The 18,595-nt window shown below is 37.9% G+C and carries 7 protein-coding genes and 1 tRNA gene; 3 read left to right on the forward strand and 5 right to left on the reverse strand.

The window, feature by feature from the left end; genetic code table 11:
* The first annotated feature begins 162 nt into the window (after positions 1–162).
* Complete coding sequence (locus tag GM3709_RS21795; RefSeq protein WP_066119941.1) at positions 163–9,210, forward strand: hypothetical protein; 9,048 nt, start codon at positions 163–165, stop codon at positions 9,208–9,210.
* Between the two features lie 547 nt (positions 9,211–9,757).
* Here the strand turns inward: GM3709_RS21795 and GM3709_RS12940 are convergent.
* Both GM3709_RS12940 and GM3709_RS12945 read right to left on the reverse strand, forming a co-directional pair.
* Positions 9,758–9,830 (reverse strand) — tRNA-Ala (locus GM3709_RS12940).
* A gap of 167 nt (positions 9,831–9,997) precedes the next feature.
* On the reverse strand, positions 9,998–10,582 hold the full coding sequence (locus GM3709_RS12945) for a hypothetical protein (protein WP_066119944.1): 585 nt from the start codon (positions 10,580–10,582) through the stop codon (positions 9,998–10,000).
* 179 nt (positions 10,583–10,761) lie between these two features.
* Between GM3709_RS12945 and GM3709_RS12950 the strand changes: the two genes are divergently transcribed.
* Complete coding sequence (locus tag GM3709_RS12950; protein ID WP_066119946.1) at positions 10,762–11,601, forward strand: prephenate/arogenate dehydrogenase; 840 nt, start codon at positions 10,762–10,764, stop codon at positions 11,599–11,601.
* A 145-nt stretch (positions 11,602–11,746) separates the two neighbouring features.
* Here the strand turns inward: GM3709_RS12950 and GM3709_RS12955 are convergent, their stop codons facing one another.
* Together GM3709_RS12955 and GM3709_RS12960 are read right to left on the reverse strand one after the other, a co-directional pair.
* Positions 11,747–13,459, reverse strand: a complete 1,713-nt coding sequence (locus GM3709_RS12955; protein ID WP_066119948.1) for a protein kinase domain-containing protein — start codon at positions 13,457–13,459, stop codon at positions 11,747–11,749.
* 81 nt (positions 13,460–13,540) lie between these two features.
* Positions 13,541–14,590, reverse strand: a complete 1,050-nt coding sequence (locus tag GM3709_RS12960) for a WD40 repeat domain-containing protein (RefSeq protein WP_066119950.1) — start codon at positions 14,588–14,590, stop codon at positions 13,541–13,543.
* A 598-nt stretch (positions 14,591–15,188) separates the two neighbouring features.
* On the opposite strand from GM3709_RS12960, the gene GM3709_RS12965 reads away from it, so the two are divergent.
* On the forward strand, positions 15,189–16,532 hold the full coding sequence (locus tag GM3709_RS12965) for an OB-fold nucleic acid binding domain-containing protein (RefSeq protein WP_066119952.1): 1,344 nt from the start codon (positions 15,189–15,191) through the stop codon (positions 16,530–16,532).
* A 469-nt stretch (positions 16,533–17,001) separates the two neighbouring features.
* Here GM3709_RS12965 and purH read toward each other — a convergent pair whose 3' ends face one another.
* Positions 17,002–18,540, reverse strand: a complete 1,539-nt coding sequence (gene purH, locus GM3709_RS12970) for a bifunctional phosphoribosylaminoimidazolecarboxamide formyltransferase/IMP cyclohydrolase (protein ID WP_066119954.1) — start codon at positions 18,538–18,540, stop codon at positions 17,002–17,004.
* Positions 18,541–18,595: the final 55 nt, after the last annotated feature.

The raw sequence follows: 18,595 nt of genomic DNA on the forward strand, positions 1-18,595 counted from the left end.
GTTTAAGTTTTATTTTAGAAAATGTGTTTTTATTGATTTAAGTATTATTACTTAAAACTTTACAAAAACTTTATGGTGTCAATTAAGTTTTTAATGTTATTATTACGGTCATATAAGAAATTTTAATTTTTACTTTTCAAAAATATTTAGAAGGATATTATTATGGCAGGATTAAATGTAGTTGGAGATAATGACCCTAACCAAATATTTGGAGGAGCTGATAATGATACTCTTTCGGGTTTAGGTGCTGATGATACTATATTCGGTAACGGTGGAGATGACTCTATTTTAGGTGGAGATGATAATGACTCTATTTTAGGTGGCACAAATAACGATCGAATTGAAGGTGGGAGTGGAGATGATTTTATCGAAGGTAATGAAGATGACGATCGCATACTAGGGGATGATGGTGATGATACTATCTTAGGTGGTACGGGTAATGATGAAATTTACGGACTCAACGGAGATGACTCCATCGACGGTGGTGACCAAGATGACTATATTCAAGGCGATGCCGGTGACGACACTATCTTAGGTGGTAGTGCAAACGATTTTATTCTTGGTGGAGATGGAGATGATTCCATCAAAGGTGGTAATGATAATGACACAATGGTCGGTGGTATTGGTGATGACATCCTCAAAGGTAATAGTGGGGAGGACTCCATTGAAGGTGGTGCAGATAGTGACTTCATTGCTGGTGGTAGTAATAACGATCGACTTTTTGGAGGAGATGGAGATGACTCTATCGAAGGTGGTGACAATGATGACTACATCCTTGGAGACGATGGAAATGACACTCTCTTAGGTGGAAACGGTAATGATGAAATCTACGGACTTAATGGAGATGACTCCATCGAAGGTGGTGACGAAGATGACTATATTCAGGGTGATGACGGTAATGACACCATCTTAGGTGGTGGGGAAAATGATTTTATCTTAGGTGGTACGGGAGAGGACTCCATTGAGGGTGGAGATGATAATGACACCATACAAGGTGGCACAAATAACGATCGACTTTTTGGTGGCTTGGGAAATGATTTTATCGAAGGTAATGAAAATAATGACTATATCCTTGGGGATGATGGAAATGACACTCTCTTAGGTGGAACAGGTAATGATGAAATTTACGGACTCAATGGAGATGACTCCATCGAAGGTGGTGACGAAGATGACTATATTCAGGGTGATGACGGTAATGACACCATTGATGGTGGTGGAGAAAATGATTTTATCTTGGGTGGCACTGGTAATGACGCCATTGACGGTGGAGGTGATAATGACACCATACAAGGTGGAACTGGTAATGACATTATTGGTGGTGGTACAGGAGATGACTCCATTGAGGGTGGAGATGATAATGACTTCATCTTAGGTGGCGGTAATAACGATCGAATTTTTGGTGGTTTAGGAAATGATCTGATCGAAGGTAATGACGAAAATGATTACATCCTTGGGGATGATGGTGATGATACTCTCTCAGGTGGAAGCGGTAATGATGAAATTTACGGACTTAATGGAGATGACTCCATCGAAGGTGGTAGCCAAGATGACTATATTCAGGGGGATGACGGTAATGACACCATCTTAGGCGGTGGGGAAAATGATTTTATCTTGGGTGGCACTGGTAATGACTCTATTGATGGTGGAAATGATAATGACACCATACAAGGTGGAACCGGTAATGACATTCTTGGTGGTGGTGCTGGAGACGACTCCATCGAGGGTGGAGATGATAATGACATCATCTTAGGTGGCAGTAATAATGATCGACTTTTTGGTGGAGAGGGAAATGACTTTATCGAAGGTAATGAAGATGATGATTACATTCAGGGTGACAATGGTGATGATACCCTCTTAGGTGGAGCGGGCAATGACACCATCTCTGGTAATAATGGTAGTGACTCCATCGCTGGTGGTAGTGGTAATGACACCATCTATGGCAACAATGGTACAGACTTTATCGAAGGTGGTGACGATGATGATTACATTCAGGGTGACAATAGTGATGATACTCTCTTAGGTGGTAGTGGTAATGACTCCATCTCTGGTAATAATGGTAGTGACTCTATTGAAGGTGGTGATGATGATGACACCATCTTAGGTGGTAATGGTAACGATATTATTGATGGTGGTGCAGGAGAAGACTCCATTGAAGGTGGTGATAATGATGACACCATCTTAGGCGGTAGTAATAACGATCGACTTTTTGGTGGGTTAGGAAATGATCTCATCGAAGGAAATGAAAATAATGATTACATCCTTGGAGATGATGGTGATGACACCCTCTTAGGTGGAACAGGTAATGATGAAATTTACGGACTCAATGGAGATGACTCCATCGAAGGTGGTGACGAAGATGACTATATTCAGGGTGATGACGGTAATGACATCATTTTTGGCGGTGAGGAAAATGATTTTATCTTGGGTGGCACTGGTAATGACGCCATTGACGGTGGTACAGGGGATGACATCATTGACGGTGGTGACGGAAATGATGAAATTTTAGGTGGTGAAGATAATGACTCCATCGTCGGTGGTTTCGGTAATGACTCCATTGATGGTGATACTGGTGATGACATCATTGATGGTGGTGAAGATAATGATTTGATCTTCGGTGGCACTGGTAATGACTCCATTGATGGTGGTACCGGAGATGACTCCATTGATGGTGGAGAGTCAGATGATTCTATCTTAGGTGGAGAGGGAGACGATTCTATCCTCGGTGGTACTGGTGATGACATCATTGATGGTGGAGACGGCGATGATGAAATCTACGGTAATGAAGATAACGATTCTATTCTCGGTGGCACTGGTGATGACCTCATTTATGGTAATGAGGATAATGACACCATTGATGGTGGAGACGGAGATGACGAAATCTACGGTAATGAAGATAACGACTTCATCGGCGGTGGTACCGGTGATGACATCATTGATGGTGGAGACGGAGATGACGAAATCTACGGTAATGAAGATAACGACTTCATCGGCGGTGGTACTGGTGATGACATCATTGATGGTGGAGACGGAGATGATGAAATCTACGGTAATGAAGATAACGACTCTATCTTAGGAGGGACAGGTGCTGACTCCATTGATGGTGGAGACGGAGATGATGAAATCTACGGTAATGAAGATAACGACTCTATCCTCGGTGGAACAGGTGCTGACTCCATTGATGGTGGAGACGGAGATGATGAAATCTACGGTAATGAAGATAACGACTCTATCTTAGGTGGAACAGGTGCTGACTCCATTGATGGTGGAGACGGCGATGACGAAATCTACGGTAATGAAGATAACGACTCTATCCTCGGTGGAACTGGTGCTGACTCCATTGATGGTGGAGACGGCGATGACGAAATCTACGGTAATGAAGATAACGACTCTATCTTAGGAGGGACAGGTGCTGACTCCATTGATGGTGGAGACGGCGATGACGAGATCTACGGTAATGAAAATAACGACTCTATCTTAGGTGGAACAGGTGATGACTCCATTGATGGTGGAGACGGCGATGATGAAATCTACGGTAATGAAGATAACGACTCTATCCTCGGTGGCACTGGTGATGACACCATTGATGGTGGAACAGGTGATGACTTCATTGAAGGTGGGGAGTCAAATGATTCTATCTTTGGTCAAAATAATAATGACACCATTGATGGCGGTACCGGTAATGACTCCATTGAAGGTGGAGAGTCAGATGATTCTATCTTAGGTGGAGAGGGAGACGATTCTATCCTCGGTGGTACTGGTGATGACATCATTGATGGCGGTGATGGAGATGATGAAATCTACGGTAATGAAGATAATGATTCTATCCTCGGTGGAACTGGTGATGACCTCATTTATGGTAATGAGGATAATGACACCATTGATGGCGGTGATGGAGATGATGAAATCCACGGTAATGAAGATAATGATTCTATCCTCGGTGGAACTGGTGATGACATCATTGATGGTGGAGACGGCGATGACGAAATCTACGGTAATGAAAATAATGACTCTATCCTCGGTGGAACTGGTGAGGACTCCATTGATGGTGGAGACGGAGATGATGAAATCTACGGTAATGAAGATAACGACTCTATCTTAGGTGGAACAGGTGCTGACTCCATTGATGGTGGAGACGGCGATGACGAAATCTACGGTAATGAAGATAACGACTCTATCTTAGGTGGCACAGGTGCTGACTCCATTGATGGCGGAGACGGCGATGACGAAATCTACGGTAATGAAGATAACGACTCTATCTTAGGTGGCACAGGTGCTGACTCCATTGATGGTGGAGACGGCGATGACGAAATCTACGGTAATGAAGATAACGACTCTATCTTAGGTGGCACAGGTGCTGACTCCATTGATGGTGGAGACGGCGATGACGAAATCTACGGTAATGAAGATAACGACTCTATCTTAGGTGGCACAGGTGCTGACTCCATTGATGGCGGAGACGGCGATGACATCATTGATGGTCAAGACGATAATGACTCTATCCTCGGTGGCACTGGTGATGACACCATTGATGGTGGAGACGGCGATGACTTCATTGATGGTCAAGACGATAATGACTCGATCTTAGGTGGTGGTGGTGATGATACCATTCGGGGAGACTCAACCTTTGATAACCTAATCGGGAACGATACTATTGATGGAGGAAGTGGAAACGACTCCATTTTAGGAGGAGGAGCAGATGACTCCATAGATGGAGGAGATGGAGATGATACCATTCTGGGACAACGAGGAAACGACACTCTGTTGGGAGGCAATGGCAACGATTCCATTGATGCGAGTAATGATAATGACTTTGTCTATGGAGGAGATGGAGCAGATACCATAAATGGTGGCAGTGGCAATGACTTTATTGATGGAGCCACAGAAAACGACTCGATCTTAGGAGGTCTGGGAGATGATACGGTGTTTGCCGGAGATGGAGATGACACCATCATCGGAGGAGCAGGAAATGATTCTCTCAACGGAGACAATGGAAATGACACCATTAATGGTCTAGGAGAAAATGACACCATTGATGGGGGAGATGGAAACGACTCCATTGACGGAGGAAGTGGAAATGACTCCATTGTCGGTGGTTTAGGAGAGGATACCATTAACGCTAGTAACGATAACGATACGGTACTAGGAGGAGATGGAAACGACTCCATTGATGGAGGAAGTGGCAACGACTCGATCTTAGGAGGTCTAGGAAATGACACCATTATAGGTGGTATCGGAAATGACATCATTGATGGTCAAGACGATAATGATTCTATTATTGGAGGAGATGGAAATGATACCATTCGGGGAGACTCAACCTTTGATAACCTAATCGGCAACGATACCATTGATGGAGGAAGTGGAAACGACTCCATTTTAGGAGGGGGTGCCGATGACTCCATAGATGGAGGAGATGGAGATGATACCATCCTTGGTCAACGAGGAAACGACACTCTGTTAGGGGGCAATGGCAACGATTTCATTGATGCGAGTAATGATAATGACTTTGTCTATGGAGGAGATGGAGCAGATACCATAAATGGTGGCAGTGGCAATGACTTTATTGACGGAGCCACAGAAAACGACTCGATCTTAGGAGGTCTGGGAGATGATACCGTGTTTGCCGGAGATGGAGATGATACCATTATCGGTGGAGAGGGAAATGATTCTCTCAACGGAGACAATGGAAATGACACCATTAATGGTCTAGGAGAAAATGACACCATTGATGGGGGAGATGGAAACGACTCCATCGACGGAGGAAGTGGAAATGACTCCATTGTCGGTGGTTTAGGAGAGGATACCATTAACGCTAGTAACGATAACGATACGGTACTAGGGGGAGATGGAAACGACTCTATTGATGGGGGAAGTGGAAATGACTCCATTGATGGAGAAAGTGGAAACGATATTCTGCTAGGCTACACTGGTAATGACACCATTGATGGTGGTGATGGAAACGACTCTATTGATGGTCAAGATGATAATGACTCGATCTTAGGTGGGGATGGAGATGATACTATTCGGGGAGACTCAACCTTTGATAACCTAATCGGTAGCGATACTATTGATGGAGGAAGTGGAAACGACTCCATTTTAGGAGGGGGTGCCGATGACTCCATAGATGGAGGAGATGGAGATGATACCATCCTTGGTCAACGAGGAAACGACACTCTGTTAGGGGGCAATGGCAACGATTTCATTGATGCGAGTAATGATAATGACTTTGTCTATGGAGGAGATGGAGCAGATACGATCAATGGTGGCAGTGGCAATGACTTTATTGACGGAGCCACAGAAAACGACTCGATCTTAGGAGGTCTGGGAGATGATACCGTGTTTGCCGGAGATGGAGATGATACCATTATCGGTGGAGAGGGAAATGATTCTCTCAACGGAGACAATGGAAATGACACCATTAATGGTCTAGGAGAAAATGACACCATTGATGGGGGAGATGGAAATGACTCCATCGACGGAGGAAGTGGAAATGACTCCATTGTCGGTGGTTTAGGAGAGGATACCATTAACGCTAGTAACGATAACGATACGGTACTAGGAGGAGATGGAAACGACTCTATTGATGGGGGAAGTGGAAATGACTCCATTGATGGAGAAAGTGGAAACGATATTCTGCTAGGCTACACTGGTAATGACACCATTGATGGTGGTGACGGAAACGATTCTATTGATGGTCAAGATGATAATGACTCTATCCTTGGTGGTAGTGGTGATGATACCATTCGGGGAGACTCAACCTTTGATAACCTAATCGGGAACGATACCATTGATGGAGGAAGTGGAAACGACTCCATTTTAGGAGGAGGAGCAGATGACTCCATAGATGGAGGAGATGGAGATGATACCATTCTGGGACAACGAGGAAACGACACTCTGTTGGGAGGTAATGGCAACGATTCCATTGATGCAAGTAATGATAATGACTTTGTCTATGGAGGAGATGGAGCAGATACGATCAATGGTGGCAGTGGCAATGACTTTATTGACGGAGCCACAGAAAACGACTCGATCTTAGGAGGTCTGGGAGATGATACCGTGTTTGCCGGAGATGGAGATGACACCATCATCGGAGGAGCAGGAAATGATTCTCTCAACGGAGACAATGGAAATGACACCATTAATGGTCTAGGAGAAAATGACACCATTGATGGGGGAGATGGAAACGACTCCATTGACGGAGGAAGTGGAAATGACTCCATTGTCGGTGGTTTAGGAGAGGATACCATTAACGCTAGTAACGATAACGATACGGTACTAGGAGGAGATGGAAACGACTCCATTGATGGAGGAAGTGGCAACGACTCGATCTTAGGAGGTCTAGGAAATGACACCATTATAGGTGGTATCGGAAATGACATCATTGATGGTCAAGACGATAATGATTCTATTATTGGAGGAGATGGAAATGATACCATTCGGGGAGACTCAACCTTTGATAACCTAATCGGCAACGATACCATTGATGGAGGAAGTGGAAACGACTCCATTTTAGGAGGGGGTGCCGATGACTCGATTCTGGGAGGAGATGGAGATGATACCATCCTGGGACAACGAGGAAACGACACTCTGTTAGGGGGCAATGGCAATGATTTCATTGATGCAAGTAATGATAATGACTTTGTCTATGGTGATGATGGAGCAGATACCATCAATGGTGGCAGTGGCAATGACTTTATTGACGGAGCCACAGAAAACGACTCGATCTTAGGAGGTCTGGGAGATGATACCGTGTTTGCCGGAGATGGAGATGACACCATCATCGGAGGAGCAGGAAATGATTCTCTCAACGGAGACAATGGAAATGACACCATTAATGGTCTGGGAGAAAATGACACCATTGATGGGGGAGATGGAAACGACTCTATTGACGGAGGAAGTGGAAATGACTCCATTGTCGGTGGTTTAGGAGAGGATACCATTAACGCTAGTAACGATAACGATACGGTACTAGGAGGAGATGGAAACGATTCTATTGATGGAGGAAGTGGCAACGATTCTATTGATGGAGGAAGTGGAAACGACATTCTGCTAGGCTATACTGGAAATGACATCATTGCTGGTGGTGATGGAAACGACTCTATTGATGGTCAAGATGATAATGACTCGATCTTAGGTGGGGATGGAGATGATACTATTCGGGGAGACTCAACCTTTGATAACCTAATCGGTAGCGATACTATTGATGGAGGAAGTGGAAACGACTCCATTTTAGGAGGGGGTGCCGATGACTCCATAGATGGAGGAGATGGAGATGATACCATCCTTGGTCAACGAGGAAACGACACTCTGTTAGGGGGCAATGGCAACGATTTCATTGATGCGAGTAATGATAATGACTTTGTCTATGGAGGAGATGGAGCAGATACGATCAATGGTGGCAGTGGCAATGACTTTATTGACGGAGCCACAGAAAACGACTCGATCTTAGGAGGTCTGGGAGATGATACCGTGTTTGCCGGAGATGGAAATGACACGATCATCGGAGGAGCAGGAAATGACTCTCTCTACGGAGACAATGGAAATGACACCATTAATGGTCTGGGAGAAAATGACACCATTGATGGAGGAGATGGAAACGACTCTATTGACGGAGGAAGTGGAAATGACTCCATTGTCGGTGGTGTAGGAGATGATACCATTAACGCCAGTAACGATAACGATACGGTACTAGGAGGAGATGGAAACGACTCTATTGACGGAGGAAGTGGCAACGATTCTATCGATGGAGGCACTGGCAACGACACTCTACTAGGCTACACCGGTAATGACACTATTGCTGGTGGAGATGGTAATAACACCATTGATGGAGGAGACGGAAATGATTTTATTGTCACCAACAATGGTAATAACATAATCAATGGTGGAAACGGCAATGATGTTATTAACTCAGGTAGTGGTTTAGATACCCTTACAGGAGGTACAGGCAATGATCAAATATTATTCTTCTTCAATAACGCTCAAGATTACTTGATTTATAATCAAGGAGATGGTACTGATACTGTATTTGGTTTTGAATCATCTTTCGATCGAATCGAATTTACTGGTATTACAGATATTTTTGCACAAAATGTATCTGGGCCTCTTACAAATATCTATGAAGGAACAGATACCAGTGGAGATTTATTAGCTACTTTATTTGGAGTAAATAATTTTACAAGTGCTAATGTAATAGGTGCTAACTTCAATTCTTAACTGACGTTAAGCATTAGACAGTATAGTATTCTCTGACTTATAAAGTATCTCTTGATCGCTCTAAATCCCTCTTTTTAAGGGGGATTTGATTTTTTTGTATGTGCCTCATAAATCAGAAAAGTGCTGTAAGATAACTTCAGTTCGATGCAAAATGTATGGCTAATATAGCAAGCAATAAACGGGTTAGTTAAGACATAAATCTATAGTTGTCATTCCTCCCTATGCTCGAAATCTCGAAACGTCCTGATCAACTCGTTATCTGCTATAGCAAGGTATTAGGTATTAGGTATTAGGTAAATAATTCAATCAGATTTGGTATTTTTAGAACCTAAAACCTACCTATATCAAGGATTTTTTCTCGAACTCAGGTAAGATAGGATGTAATCCTATTCGATGTTTGTCCATACACCATACTTCTATGTCTGTTAAGAAATATTTCAGCTTGACAAAGTGTCTCAAAGTTAAGTGAAATGACTATATGTTGACAAAAATTAAAAAATGTAGCGAAAACGACTAGATATACTGCAATAACACACCAAAGACTTTATGGAGCTAACCGGATTCGAACCGGTGACCCCTGCAATGCCATTGCAGTGCTCTACCAACTGAGCTATAACCCCAATACACCCTAACATTATAAGGAATTTATTGGGAAAAATCAACATTATTTAATAAGACTTAATGCGTCTTAGCTTAACGACGATCGAGTTAGATATAGGATAGTTGATGTTAGATTTAAACAATTACGAAGAAATTAACAACAAATAATAGAGAAAGTCTAAATACTTCAATTTTCAAGGGTTATTTTTTGTCCAAAGAAATTTTTAATATTATCTATTAATGCTTTGAATGGATGTTGAAATTTATCTAATTCTTGACTTGCTTCCCATTCAATCTTTTTTACAACCTCACTATCCAGATTTAACAAATCAATTAGCTGACGATAAACGAATTTTTCTTGAGAACAAATTAAGTTACCCTCATCATCTGGACTAGCTTTGATTACCATATAAGCCAATTTTACTGTCAAATGACGGTCTTCGATCGTGGTTATACGAGAAACTAAATCTACTAAAGGAATAGGATTATACTTATAACCTTCTAAAATATCTTTGAAGGCAGATTCTGCTTTAATTCTTGCTTCGATTAGTTCATAAACAAGAGGATTAGCAGAGAATGGATCATACAATGTCATATTATCTTCTAAATAAGCGATCGGTTGTGGATCTACCGGTAAATCTACTTTAAACTGTTCTATTAATACCGCCGTTTCCTCTTTACTTAAATCACCATCTGCCCATGCGATCGCACTTAAAACTCTTAAAATATTCAAATGAGATTCGGGCAATTGAAAATCTAATTTTTCTAACATATTAATTAACTAATAAAAATAAAGAATATTGATTATTACTAACACGATCGAGAGAAAAAAAAAGAATCTTGCTAAAAAAATTAATATATGAAGGGTTGAGCGTTGATTAATCAAGGTATTATTTTGTTAAGACACAGGTTGTTAGATATGGGTGTTGTTATAATCGGTTGTAATTAATTATGAAAATAGGTATCGTTGGTTTAGGTTTAATTGGTGGTTCGTTGGGTTTAGATTTAACTCGTTTGGGTTATCATGTCATTGGAGTTTCCCGTCAATTAAGCACTTGTAATATAGCTCTTGAAAGAAATATAGTCACTCAAGCGGAAGTTGATTTTGCTATTTTGGAGCAAACAGATCTAATTTTCATTTGTACCCCTATAGAATCGATTTTACCGAGTATTGAGAACATAATTAAGTATCTATCTCCACAAACTATAATTACGGATGTAGGATCTGTTAAGGGGTCGATCGTGCATCAAGGTACACAATTATGGCAGAATTTTGTCGGCAGTCATCCTATGGCAGGTACAGCAAATCAGGGAGTAGAATCAGCCGAATTTGACTTATTTAAAAATGCACCCTGTGTATTGACTCCTATAAGGAATACTTCTTTGACGGCAATGGAAACTGTAGCTAAAATATGGACATCGATCGGGTGTAAGATGTACAACTCTACTCCTGAAATACACGATCGAGCAGTCGCATGGATTTCTCATCTACCTGTTATGATTAGTGCTAATTTAATTTACAGTTGTATTAATAATGGTAGTCAGGAATTAGTAAAATTATCTCAAAACTTGGCAAGTTCGGGATTTAGAGACACTAGCAGAGTAGGAGGGGGTAATGTGGAACTAGGGTTAATGATGGCACAATATAACCGTTATGAATTATTAAATTGTTTGAAAGAATATCAACAAAATTTAAGTAAAATTATTGAAAATATTGAACAAGAAAAATGGACGGTATTAGAAGATATTTTGACGAAAACTAAAGAAGAAAGACCTAATTTTTTAAAGTAAATTACTACATTATTTTGTTCATTGAATTTTTGAATAAAATTTATATTTTTAACCATCAAAACCTAAGTTTTCTTAGCTATTATTAACAATAATATAAGTTAAAAATTTTGATTGTATAAAATGTAAATTATCTGGAAATAGTAATTTAATATTTAATCAATAATTGCTTTTGTTTGTGATAATGATTTAACTGTTTTTTATATTCCCAATAAGGATTTAAAAGTATCAATATTAAAGGTAAGCCCGTAGTTAATTTTATGAGCAACAATAAAAAAGAATTATTATTAGTGAAAGATAAATCAATACCAAAACTAATACCAAAACCGGCCGTTAACAAAGCTAATATAATAGTAATAATTCTAGGAGTGTTTTTTTCTAAATAAAACTTAATCATCATTCCTGCCACACAAGTAATAATTAAACCGGCGATAAAACCCACAATTAAATCAACATCTGTGCCTAATCCAACGAAACTGATAATTATAATCAGAGGGGTAATACTAGCTACAGCTTTTATAAACCAATTTATTTTAGAAAAACTTGCTCCATAGCCACCAATACTACCAATTACCAATCCCAAAATAAAAACTAGCCAATTAATAAAATCTGGAGTAAAGCTAACCATAATACCACTTAACCAACCACAGATTAATGCCACAATAAAAAGAACTATTAAAGAATTATAAAAAATATTGTTCATTTTTATTTTAGCAGTTTCAATTTTTAGAGGAAAAATATGATTTTTTTCAGAAGAATTAGCTTTGATAATTAATTTTCTATTATAAATTTTATCAGTTTTTAATTTGTTAGTATCGATTGTTATTTGGCATTGAATTTTATTACCTGTAAACTTCTCTGGTTTTAAAGTAATCCAAGGATGAATATTGTCTAGCATAATATCATATTTGGAAGGTATTATTTCCCATTGACCTACTAAATCAGTATCGATAATAGTATTATTAATGAGAATATTTTGAGTGATTATTTCTCCATAATAGTTGGCTTTAAATTCTAAAATACTAGGACTAATTTGTACATTTGGTAAACAATTAATATCTACATTATTTATGATATTCAAAGCAGTAATAGCGTCTGAATATCGATGATTTGGATTAATAGCAACAATATTTTCTAACCATTCAATCCATGTTAAACTCATTTTATTAGAAATCTGTCGTTGTAAATTAAATGCACCATCTTGACCAATTAAATTACTAACTTTATTTACATCTGTACCTGTAATTAAACAAGATAAAGTGACTCCTAGACTATACAGATCACTATTTTTAGTTAATTCTCTTCCTCGTTTTTTTTCTGGTGGAATAAATCCGTGACTTTTATTCATCATTGAGTATGAAGGAAAAGTTATATTATCAAATTGAGCAAACCCAAAATTAATCAAATAAACCTGAAAATCACTATCAATTAATAAATTATTTGGATTAATTTGATGATGAAAAATAACTGAATTTTGCTCTTGTAAATAAGTTAGAATATCAAGGGCAGACAGAGCAATTTTTTTGATTTCTTCTAATGTCCATTGATTTGTTGATATTTGAGGTTTACTGGCAGGATATTCTTGAACTAAACAAAAACCTTTTTGCGATTCAAAGCAATCTAAATGATGTGGAATACCTTGATGTTTTAAAGATTGCAATAGTTCTAATATAATTTTATATTCGATATTTTTGTCAGTATTTATTGAAGATTGAGGCAGAATTAAATCAGTTAATATAACGGATTGATTGTTGATATTATTTTTGGCAAGATAGTTAATGTATATACTTTCTGGATGTCTTCCTAATTCATCAAGAATCTGATAGTTTTGTAATTGATTAGAGTCGTTAATATTTTCCATAAAATCTTAAGTTTATCTAAATTGTAAACGTTTACCCTAACCATTAGGCAGAAATCAATCAATATATCCACTAGGATTTCTTTATTCATTCAGTAAAGTCTTTTCCATTGGAGGAGTTTTCCATAGTTTGATTGTATCGTCAGAACTACTAGCAATATTTTTTTGATCAGGACTAATAGCGATCGCATTGATGGGATCAGAATCATTTTTTAAGGTGTGTAATAATTGACGATTTTTCCAATCCCAAAAATTAATACTTCCTTGAAAGTTACCAGTAATAAGAATTTTCCCGTTTGAGGTTAAAGTTATTGATTCTAATGATTCTGTATTTTCCGAAAAATTACGGATCAATTTTCCTTGTTGTAAATCCCATATCATGATTGTATTAATAGCAGAATTAGGAGATTCTAGTTGTCCAAAACTGCCACTAAATAAAGTTTTTCCATCTGGACTAATGATAATGTTACCTACAGGACTTGCTTGTTTAAGACTATAAAGTAATTTTCCTGTCTGCAAATTCCAAACCTTAATATTGCCGTAAACTTTAGCCATATAATCAGCATCACCACTACTACTTACAAGAATCTTACCATCTGGACTTATTCCTAAATCACTTATATAGTCAGGATGTCCTATTAGTGTGTGTAAAAGTCTGCCTGAATCAATATCCCAAATATTAATTGTACGATCGTCACTTCCACTAACTACTAATTTGCCATTAGGACTAATGGCCACTGCTTCCACTGGTTGGGAATGTCCATTAAGAGTTATTAACAATTTTCCCGTTTGTAAATCCCAAATTTTAACGCTATTATCAATATCCCCACTTACTAATATCTGACGATCGCGATTCAAAGCTATAGAAGTAATGCCCTGTGATTCTGTTGATAATGTATGTAAAACTTTCCCTGTTTCAATATCCCATATTTTTAGTGTGTTATCTCTAGAACCGCTAATTAGTATTTTATTATCAGCACTGAAAGCGATCGCTTCTACTTTCTCAGTATGACCTGTAAAAATTTTAAAGGGCTTGGATTCTTCTTCAGATTTTACCCGATTCATCGAAATAAAAATTAAAGAAAAAATCGTTAAGATTGTTAATCCTTGTCGAACATTAAAAGTTAATTTCATAGAATATATCACGGTCGTAAATTATTTGTAGGAAAATTGTTAGCAAAGTTGTCATTCCTCCCTATGCTCGAAATCTCAAAACGTCCTAATCAACTCGTTATCTGCTATGAAAGCTAAAAGCTAATCGCTACCTTCACCCATAAATTTTATAGCTCACTCAGGTGGAAAAGAATACAAAACCGCCGTGATACCTCCTAAAAAGAATAGCAAAGAACAACGAGAATATGATAATACTTATATCAATCAACACATTTAATTGGAATTTTTTGCTAAATTGAAACAGTATCGGGCTATTGTAACTAATATGATAGGCGAAAAATAAATTTTCGGCGTTGCTGGATTTAAACTATGATTTTTGGTTGAGGTAGGGAAGAGGGAAAAGGCAAGAGTAGTAATATTTAGAATATTGAAAGACTATTATCGACAAAAAAGTTTCATCTCGCAATTAACCAACGCCTAATTTTCTTAGTGGTATTTATTTAGCTTCAATAGTAATCTGGCTTAATTGATGACACCCCCTAAAATATTCTCAATTTCTTGATTTTCTTAAACTTTTTGTTCAGCCGTTACAAAATAACGATTTAAAACTTTTAATTTTATGGTAAAAATTCTTAAAAGACGATCGATTTCAACCCAATCTGTATATGATATTGGGGTAGAAAAAGATCATAATTTCTTGTTAGGTAACGGTTTAGTTGCCTCCAATTGTTTTAATAAATCTCACTCAACTGCTTACGCTTATGTCACTTATCAAACAGCATATTTAAAGGCTAATTATCCTGTTGAATATATGTCAGCTTTATTAACAGCGAGTAGTGATAATCAGGAAAAAATTGAAAAATATCGAGAAAATTGTCTAAAAATTGGTATTGATGTTAAACCCCCCAATATTAACTATTCCCATAAAGAATTTACCCCTCAAGGTACAGATATTTTATTCGGTTTTTCTGCTGTTAAAAATTTAGGAGAATCGGCGATCGATAATATCATAGAAGCGAGAGAAAAAGCAGGAGGAAAATTTACTGATTTTGCTGATTTTATGACAAGAATTAACTTAAAAACTGTCAATCGTCGTGCCTTAGAAACCTTAGTTTATGCTGGTGCATTTGACTCTATTCATAGTAATCGCCGACAATTAATAGAAGGTTTAGATTTGCTTATTAATTGGTCACAAAAAAGATTAAAAGAAAAAGAGACTGGACAATTAAATGTCTTTGATTTAATGTTAGGTAATAACTCTAAATCTAGCACTAACATTCAATATGAAAATGCACCTCAACTACCAAAAATAGAAGATTTTTCCCCTCAAGAAAAGTTAAAATCAGAAAAAGAACATTTAGGATTTTATGTTTCTGAACATCCTTTAAAACCCTATAAAAATTCAGCTAAATTATTGAATCCGATCGATCTTAATCAATTATCTGAACAAAAGTCTCGAAAAAAAATCTGTGTTATAGCAATGTTAACTACCATAAAAAAACACATTGATAAAAATAATAATAATATGGCTTTTTTAACTTTAGAAGATATTTCTGGTCAAGCTGATGGTATTGTTTTTGCTAGTAATTATGATCAAGTAAAAGACAATTTAATCGAGGATACTCCCTTAATTGTATGGGGAAAAGCGGATAATAAAGACGATAAATCACAAATTATTATTAATCATATTAACAGAATGGAAAATATCAAAATAGTATATATTCAATTAAGTCCAGAACAAGCATCTCATCCTCAAATACAAGGAAAATTAAAAAGTATTTTAGAAGAACAATCTGGAGATAAAAACCAAGCAGTAATACCAACTATGGCTGTAATAGATGGCATTAGCGAAAGAATTTTTGTTCGTTTTGGAGATAATTATTGGGTACAAAATGCAGATAATACTGTTGAATCTTTAAAAAATGCTGGATTTTTCGCTTATCTTCAACCAATAAATCACTAAATCATTTTTACCTGAGAGAGCTATAAAATTACCGATGAAGATAGGGAAAAGTAATAATAATTAACGGGACTTAAACTAAAAATATTAAACTATGAGTCTCAAATCGTTGAGTCTCAAATCGTTATAAATCAAAGATTTTACATAGATCGATAACTTTTCCTTTTATACCAAGAGTTTCAGCCGTTTTTATGACGTTTACCTAAATCTCTTACTCTGACTGTATTTGAAGCTATTTTTGCACCAAAATTTTTCAAAGTACCGTTAATTTAAAACATAGTCAAATTAATTTTACACACTTATTTACTAAATTTAATTCTTTTTGATGAGAAAACTTAGATCAACTATTGCGGTTAAACCCTTATTTCTCAAGGTTTCTTACAGCTCACTCAGGTATTTTTAATTTAGAGTTTGCTAAAAAAGTTTTTTGATGAGGGTAGGAGATAGGAGAAATATTTATAAATCAAAAACCTTAATGCAAGAAATGACGTACCCCGGTAAATACCATTACTAATCCTAATTCATTAGCCGCTTTGATGGAATCCTCGTCACGAATTGAGCCTCCGGGTTGGATAATTGCTGTAATACCTGCTTGGGCTGATGTCTTGACTGAGTCATCAAAGGGGAAGAAAGCATCACTAGCTAAAAATCCTCCTAAAGCCTCATTTCCTGCTTGTTCAAGGGCGATTTTGACCGATCCAACACGGTTCATTTGCCCTGCTCCGACTCCTAATGTAGTACGATTTTTAGTAATAACGATCGCATTGGATTTAACGTGTTTAACAATTTTCCATGCAAACAATAGTTCTTGCAATTCGGTTTCGGTAGGTTGCTTTTCTGTCACTACTTGCCATGTATCAGGTAATTCGATCGCTGTGTCATTTTCTTGAATTAAAAATCCCCCGGCAATGGCTTTAATATTATCTTGACTACCAGAGTTTAAATCCGATAGTAATAAAACTCTCAAGTTAGATTTTTTAGCTAAAATAGCTTTAGCTTCTTCGGTAATATCAGGAGCAACAATACACTCTAAGAATATTTTACTCATAGCTTGGGCTGTAGGTGCGTCGAGGGGTTGATTTAACGCCACAATTCCCCCAAAAGCTGATACAGAATCAGTATTATAAGCCTTTTGATACGCCTCAAAAAGAGTTTCTCCCACTGCCACACCACAAGGGTTAGTGTGTTTTATAATCACTGCCGCAGGTTCGTTACTGGGAAATTCACAGACAATTCTTCTAGCCGCTTCCAAGTCAACGAGATTATTATAACTTAACTCTTTGCCCTGTAATTGATTAGCGGATGCCCAACCTTTGACATCACTTCCATTTTGATACCAACTGGCTTTCTGATGAGGATTTTCACCGTAACGGAGGGTTGCGATTTTCTTTCCGCCAATACCGTAATAATCAGTGGATTCGGGGTTAATTTGCGCAAAGTAACGACATATTGCTTGATCATAACTAGCCGTCATTGCGAAGGCTTCTGCGGATCTTGCCTGACGAAATGCTAAGGTAGTTTTACCCTGATTTCCTCTTAATTCTGTCAAATAATCCTCATAACGATCGGGATTAGTCAAAATAGTCACATGGGCATAGTTTTTTGCACTCGCTCTCACCATAGCGGGGCCACCAATATCTATTTGCTCGATCGCATCTTCCACAGTACAATCTTCTTGGGCGATGGTTTTTTCAAAGGGATAAAGGTTAACGGCAACTAAATCAAAAGGACGAATTTCGTTAATTTCTAAATCTTGTTGATGAGATTCTAGTTCTAATCTTGCTAAAATACCGCCATGAATACGAGGATGTAAGGTTTTCACTCTACCGCCCAAAATTTCTGGTGAACCTGTATAATCACTAACTTTAGTAACGGGAATACCAGCAGATTGTAAAGTTTTTGCTGTACCACCGCTACTGATGATTTGAAAATTAAATTCTTCTACTAATGTTTTGGCTAATTCTACAATGCCTGTTTTATCGGATACACTTAATAAGGCTAAACCTGTCATTATGGCTTCTATAGTTCGATCGTTTTTCTGTTTTATTATATCTAAGATATTGCAC

The sequence above is a fragment of the Geminocystis sp. NIES-3709 genome (genome assembly GCF_001548115.1).
Taxonomy (GTDB): Bacteria; Cyanobacteriota; Cyanobacteriia; order Cyanobacteriales; family Cyanobacteriaceae; genus Geminocystis.

Bases quoted from the DNA above. Each gene is read 5' to 3' on its own strand.
- purH (WP_066119954.1), bottom strand. From the start codon at position 18,540: ATGACAGGTTTAGCCTTATTAAGTGTATCCGATAAAACAGGCATTGTA.
- GM3709_RS12950 (WP_066119946.1), top strand. From the start codon at position 10,762: ATGAAAATAGGTATCGTTGGTTTAGGTTTAATTGGTGGTTCGTTGGGT.
- GM3709_RS12960 (WP_066119950.1), bottom strand. From the start codon at position 14,590: ATGAAATTAACTTTTAATGTTCGACAAGGATTAACAATCTTAACGATT.
- GM3709_RS12955 (WP_066119948.1), bottom strand. From the start codon at position 13,459: ATGGAAAATATTAACGACTCTAATCAATTACAAAACTATCAGATTCTT.
- GM3709_RS12945 (WP_066119944.1), bottom strand. From the start codon at position 10,582: ATGTTAGAAAAATTAGATTTTCAATTGCCCGAATCTCATTTGAATATT.
- GM3709_RS12965 (WP_066119952.1), top strand. From the start codon at position 15,189: ATGGTAAAAATTCTTAAAAGACGATCGATTTCAACCCAATCTGTATAT.
- GM3709_RS21795 (WP_066119941.1), top strand. From the start codon at position 163: ATGGCAGGATTAAATGTAGTTGGAGATAATGACCCTAACCAAATATTT.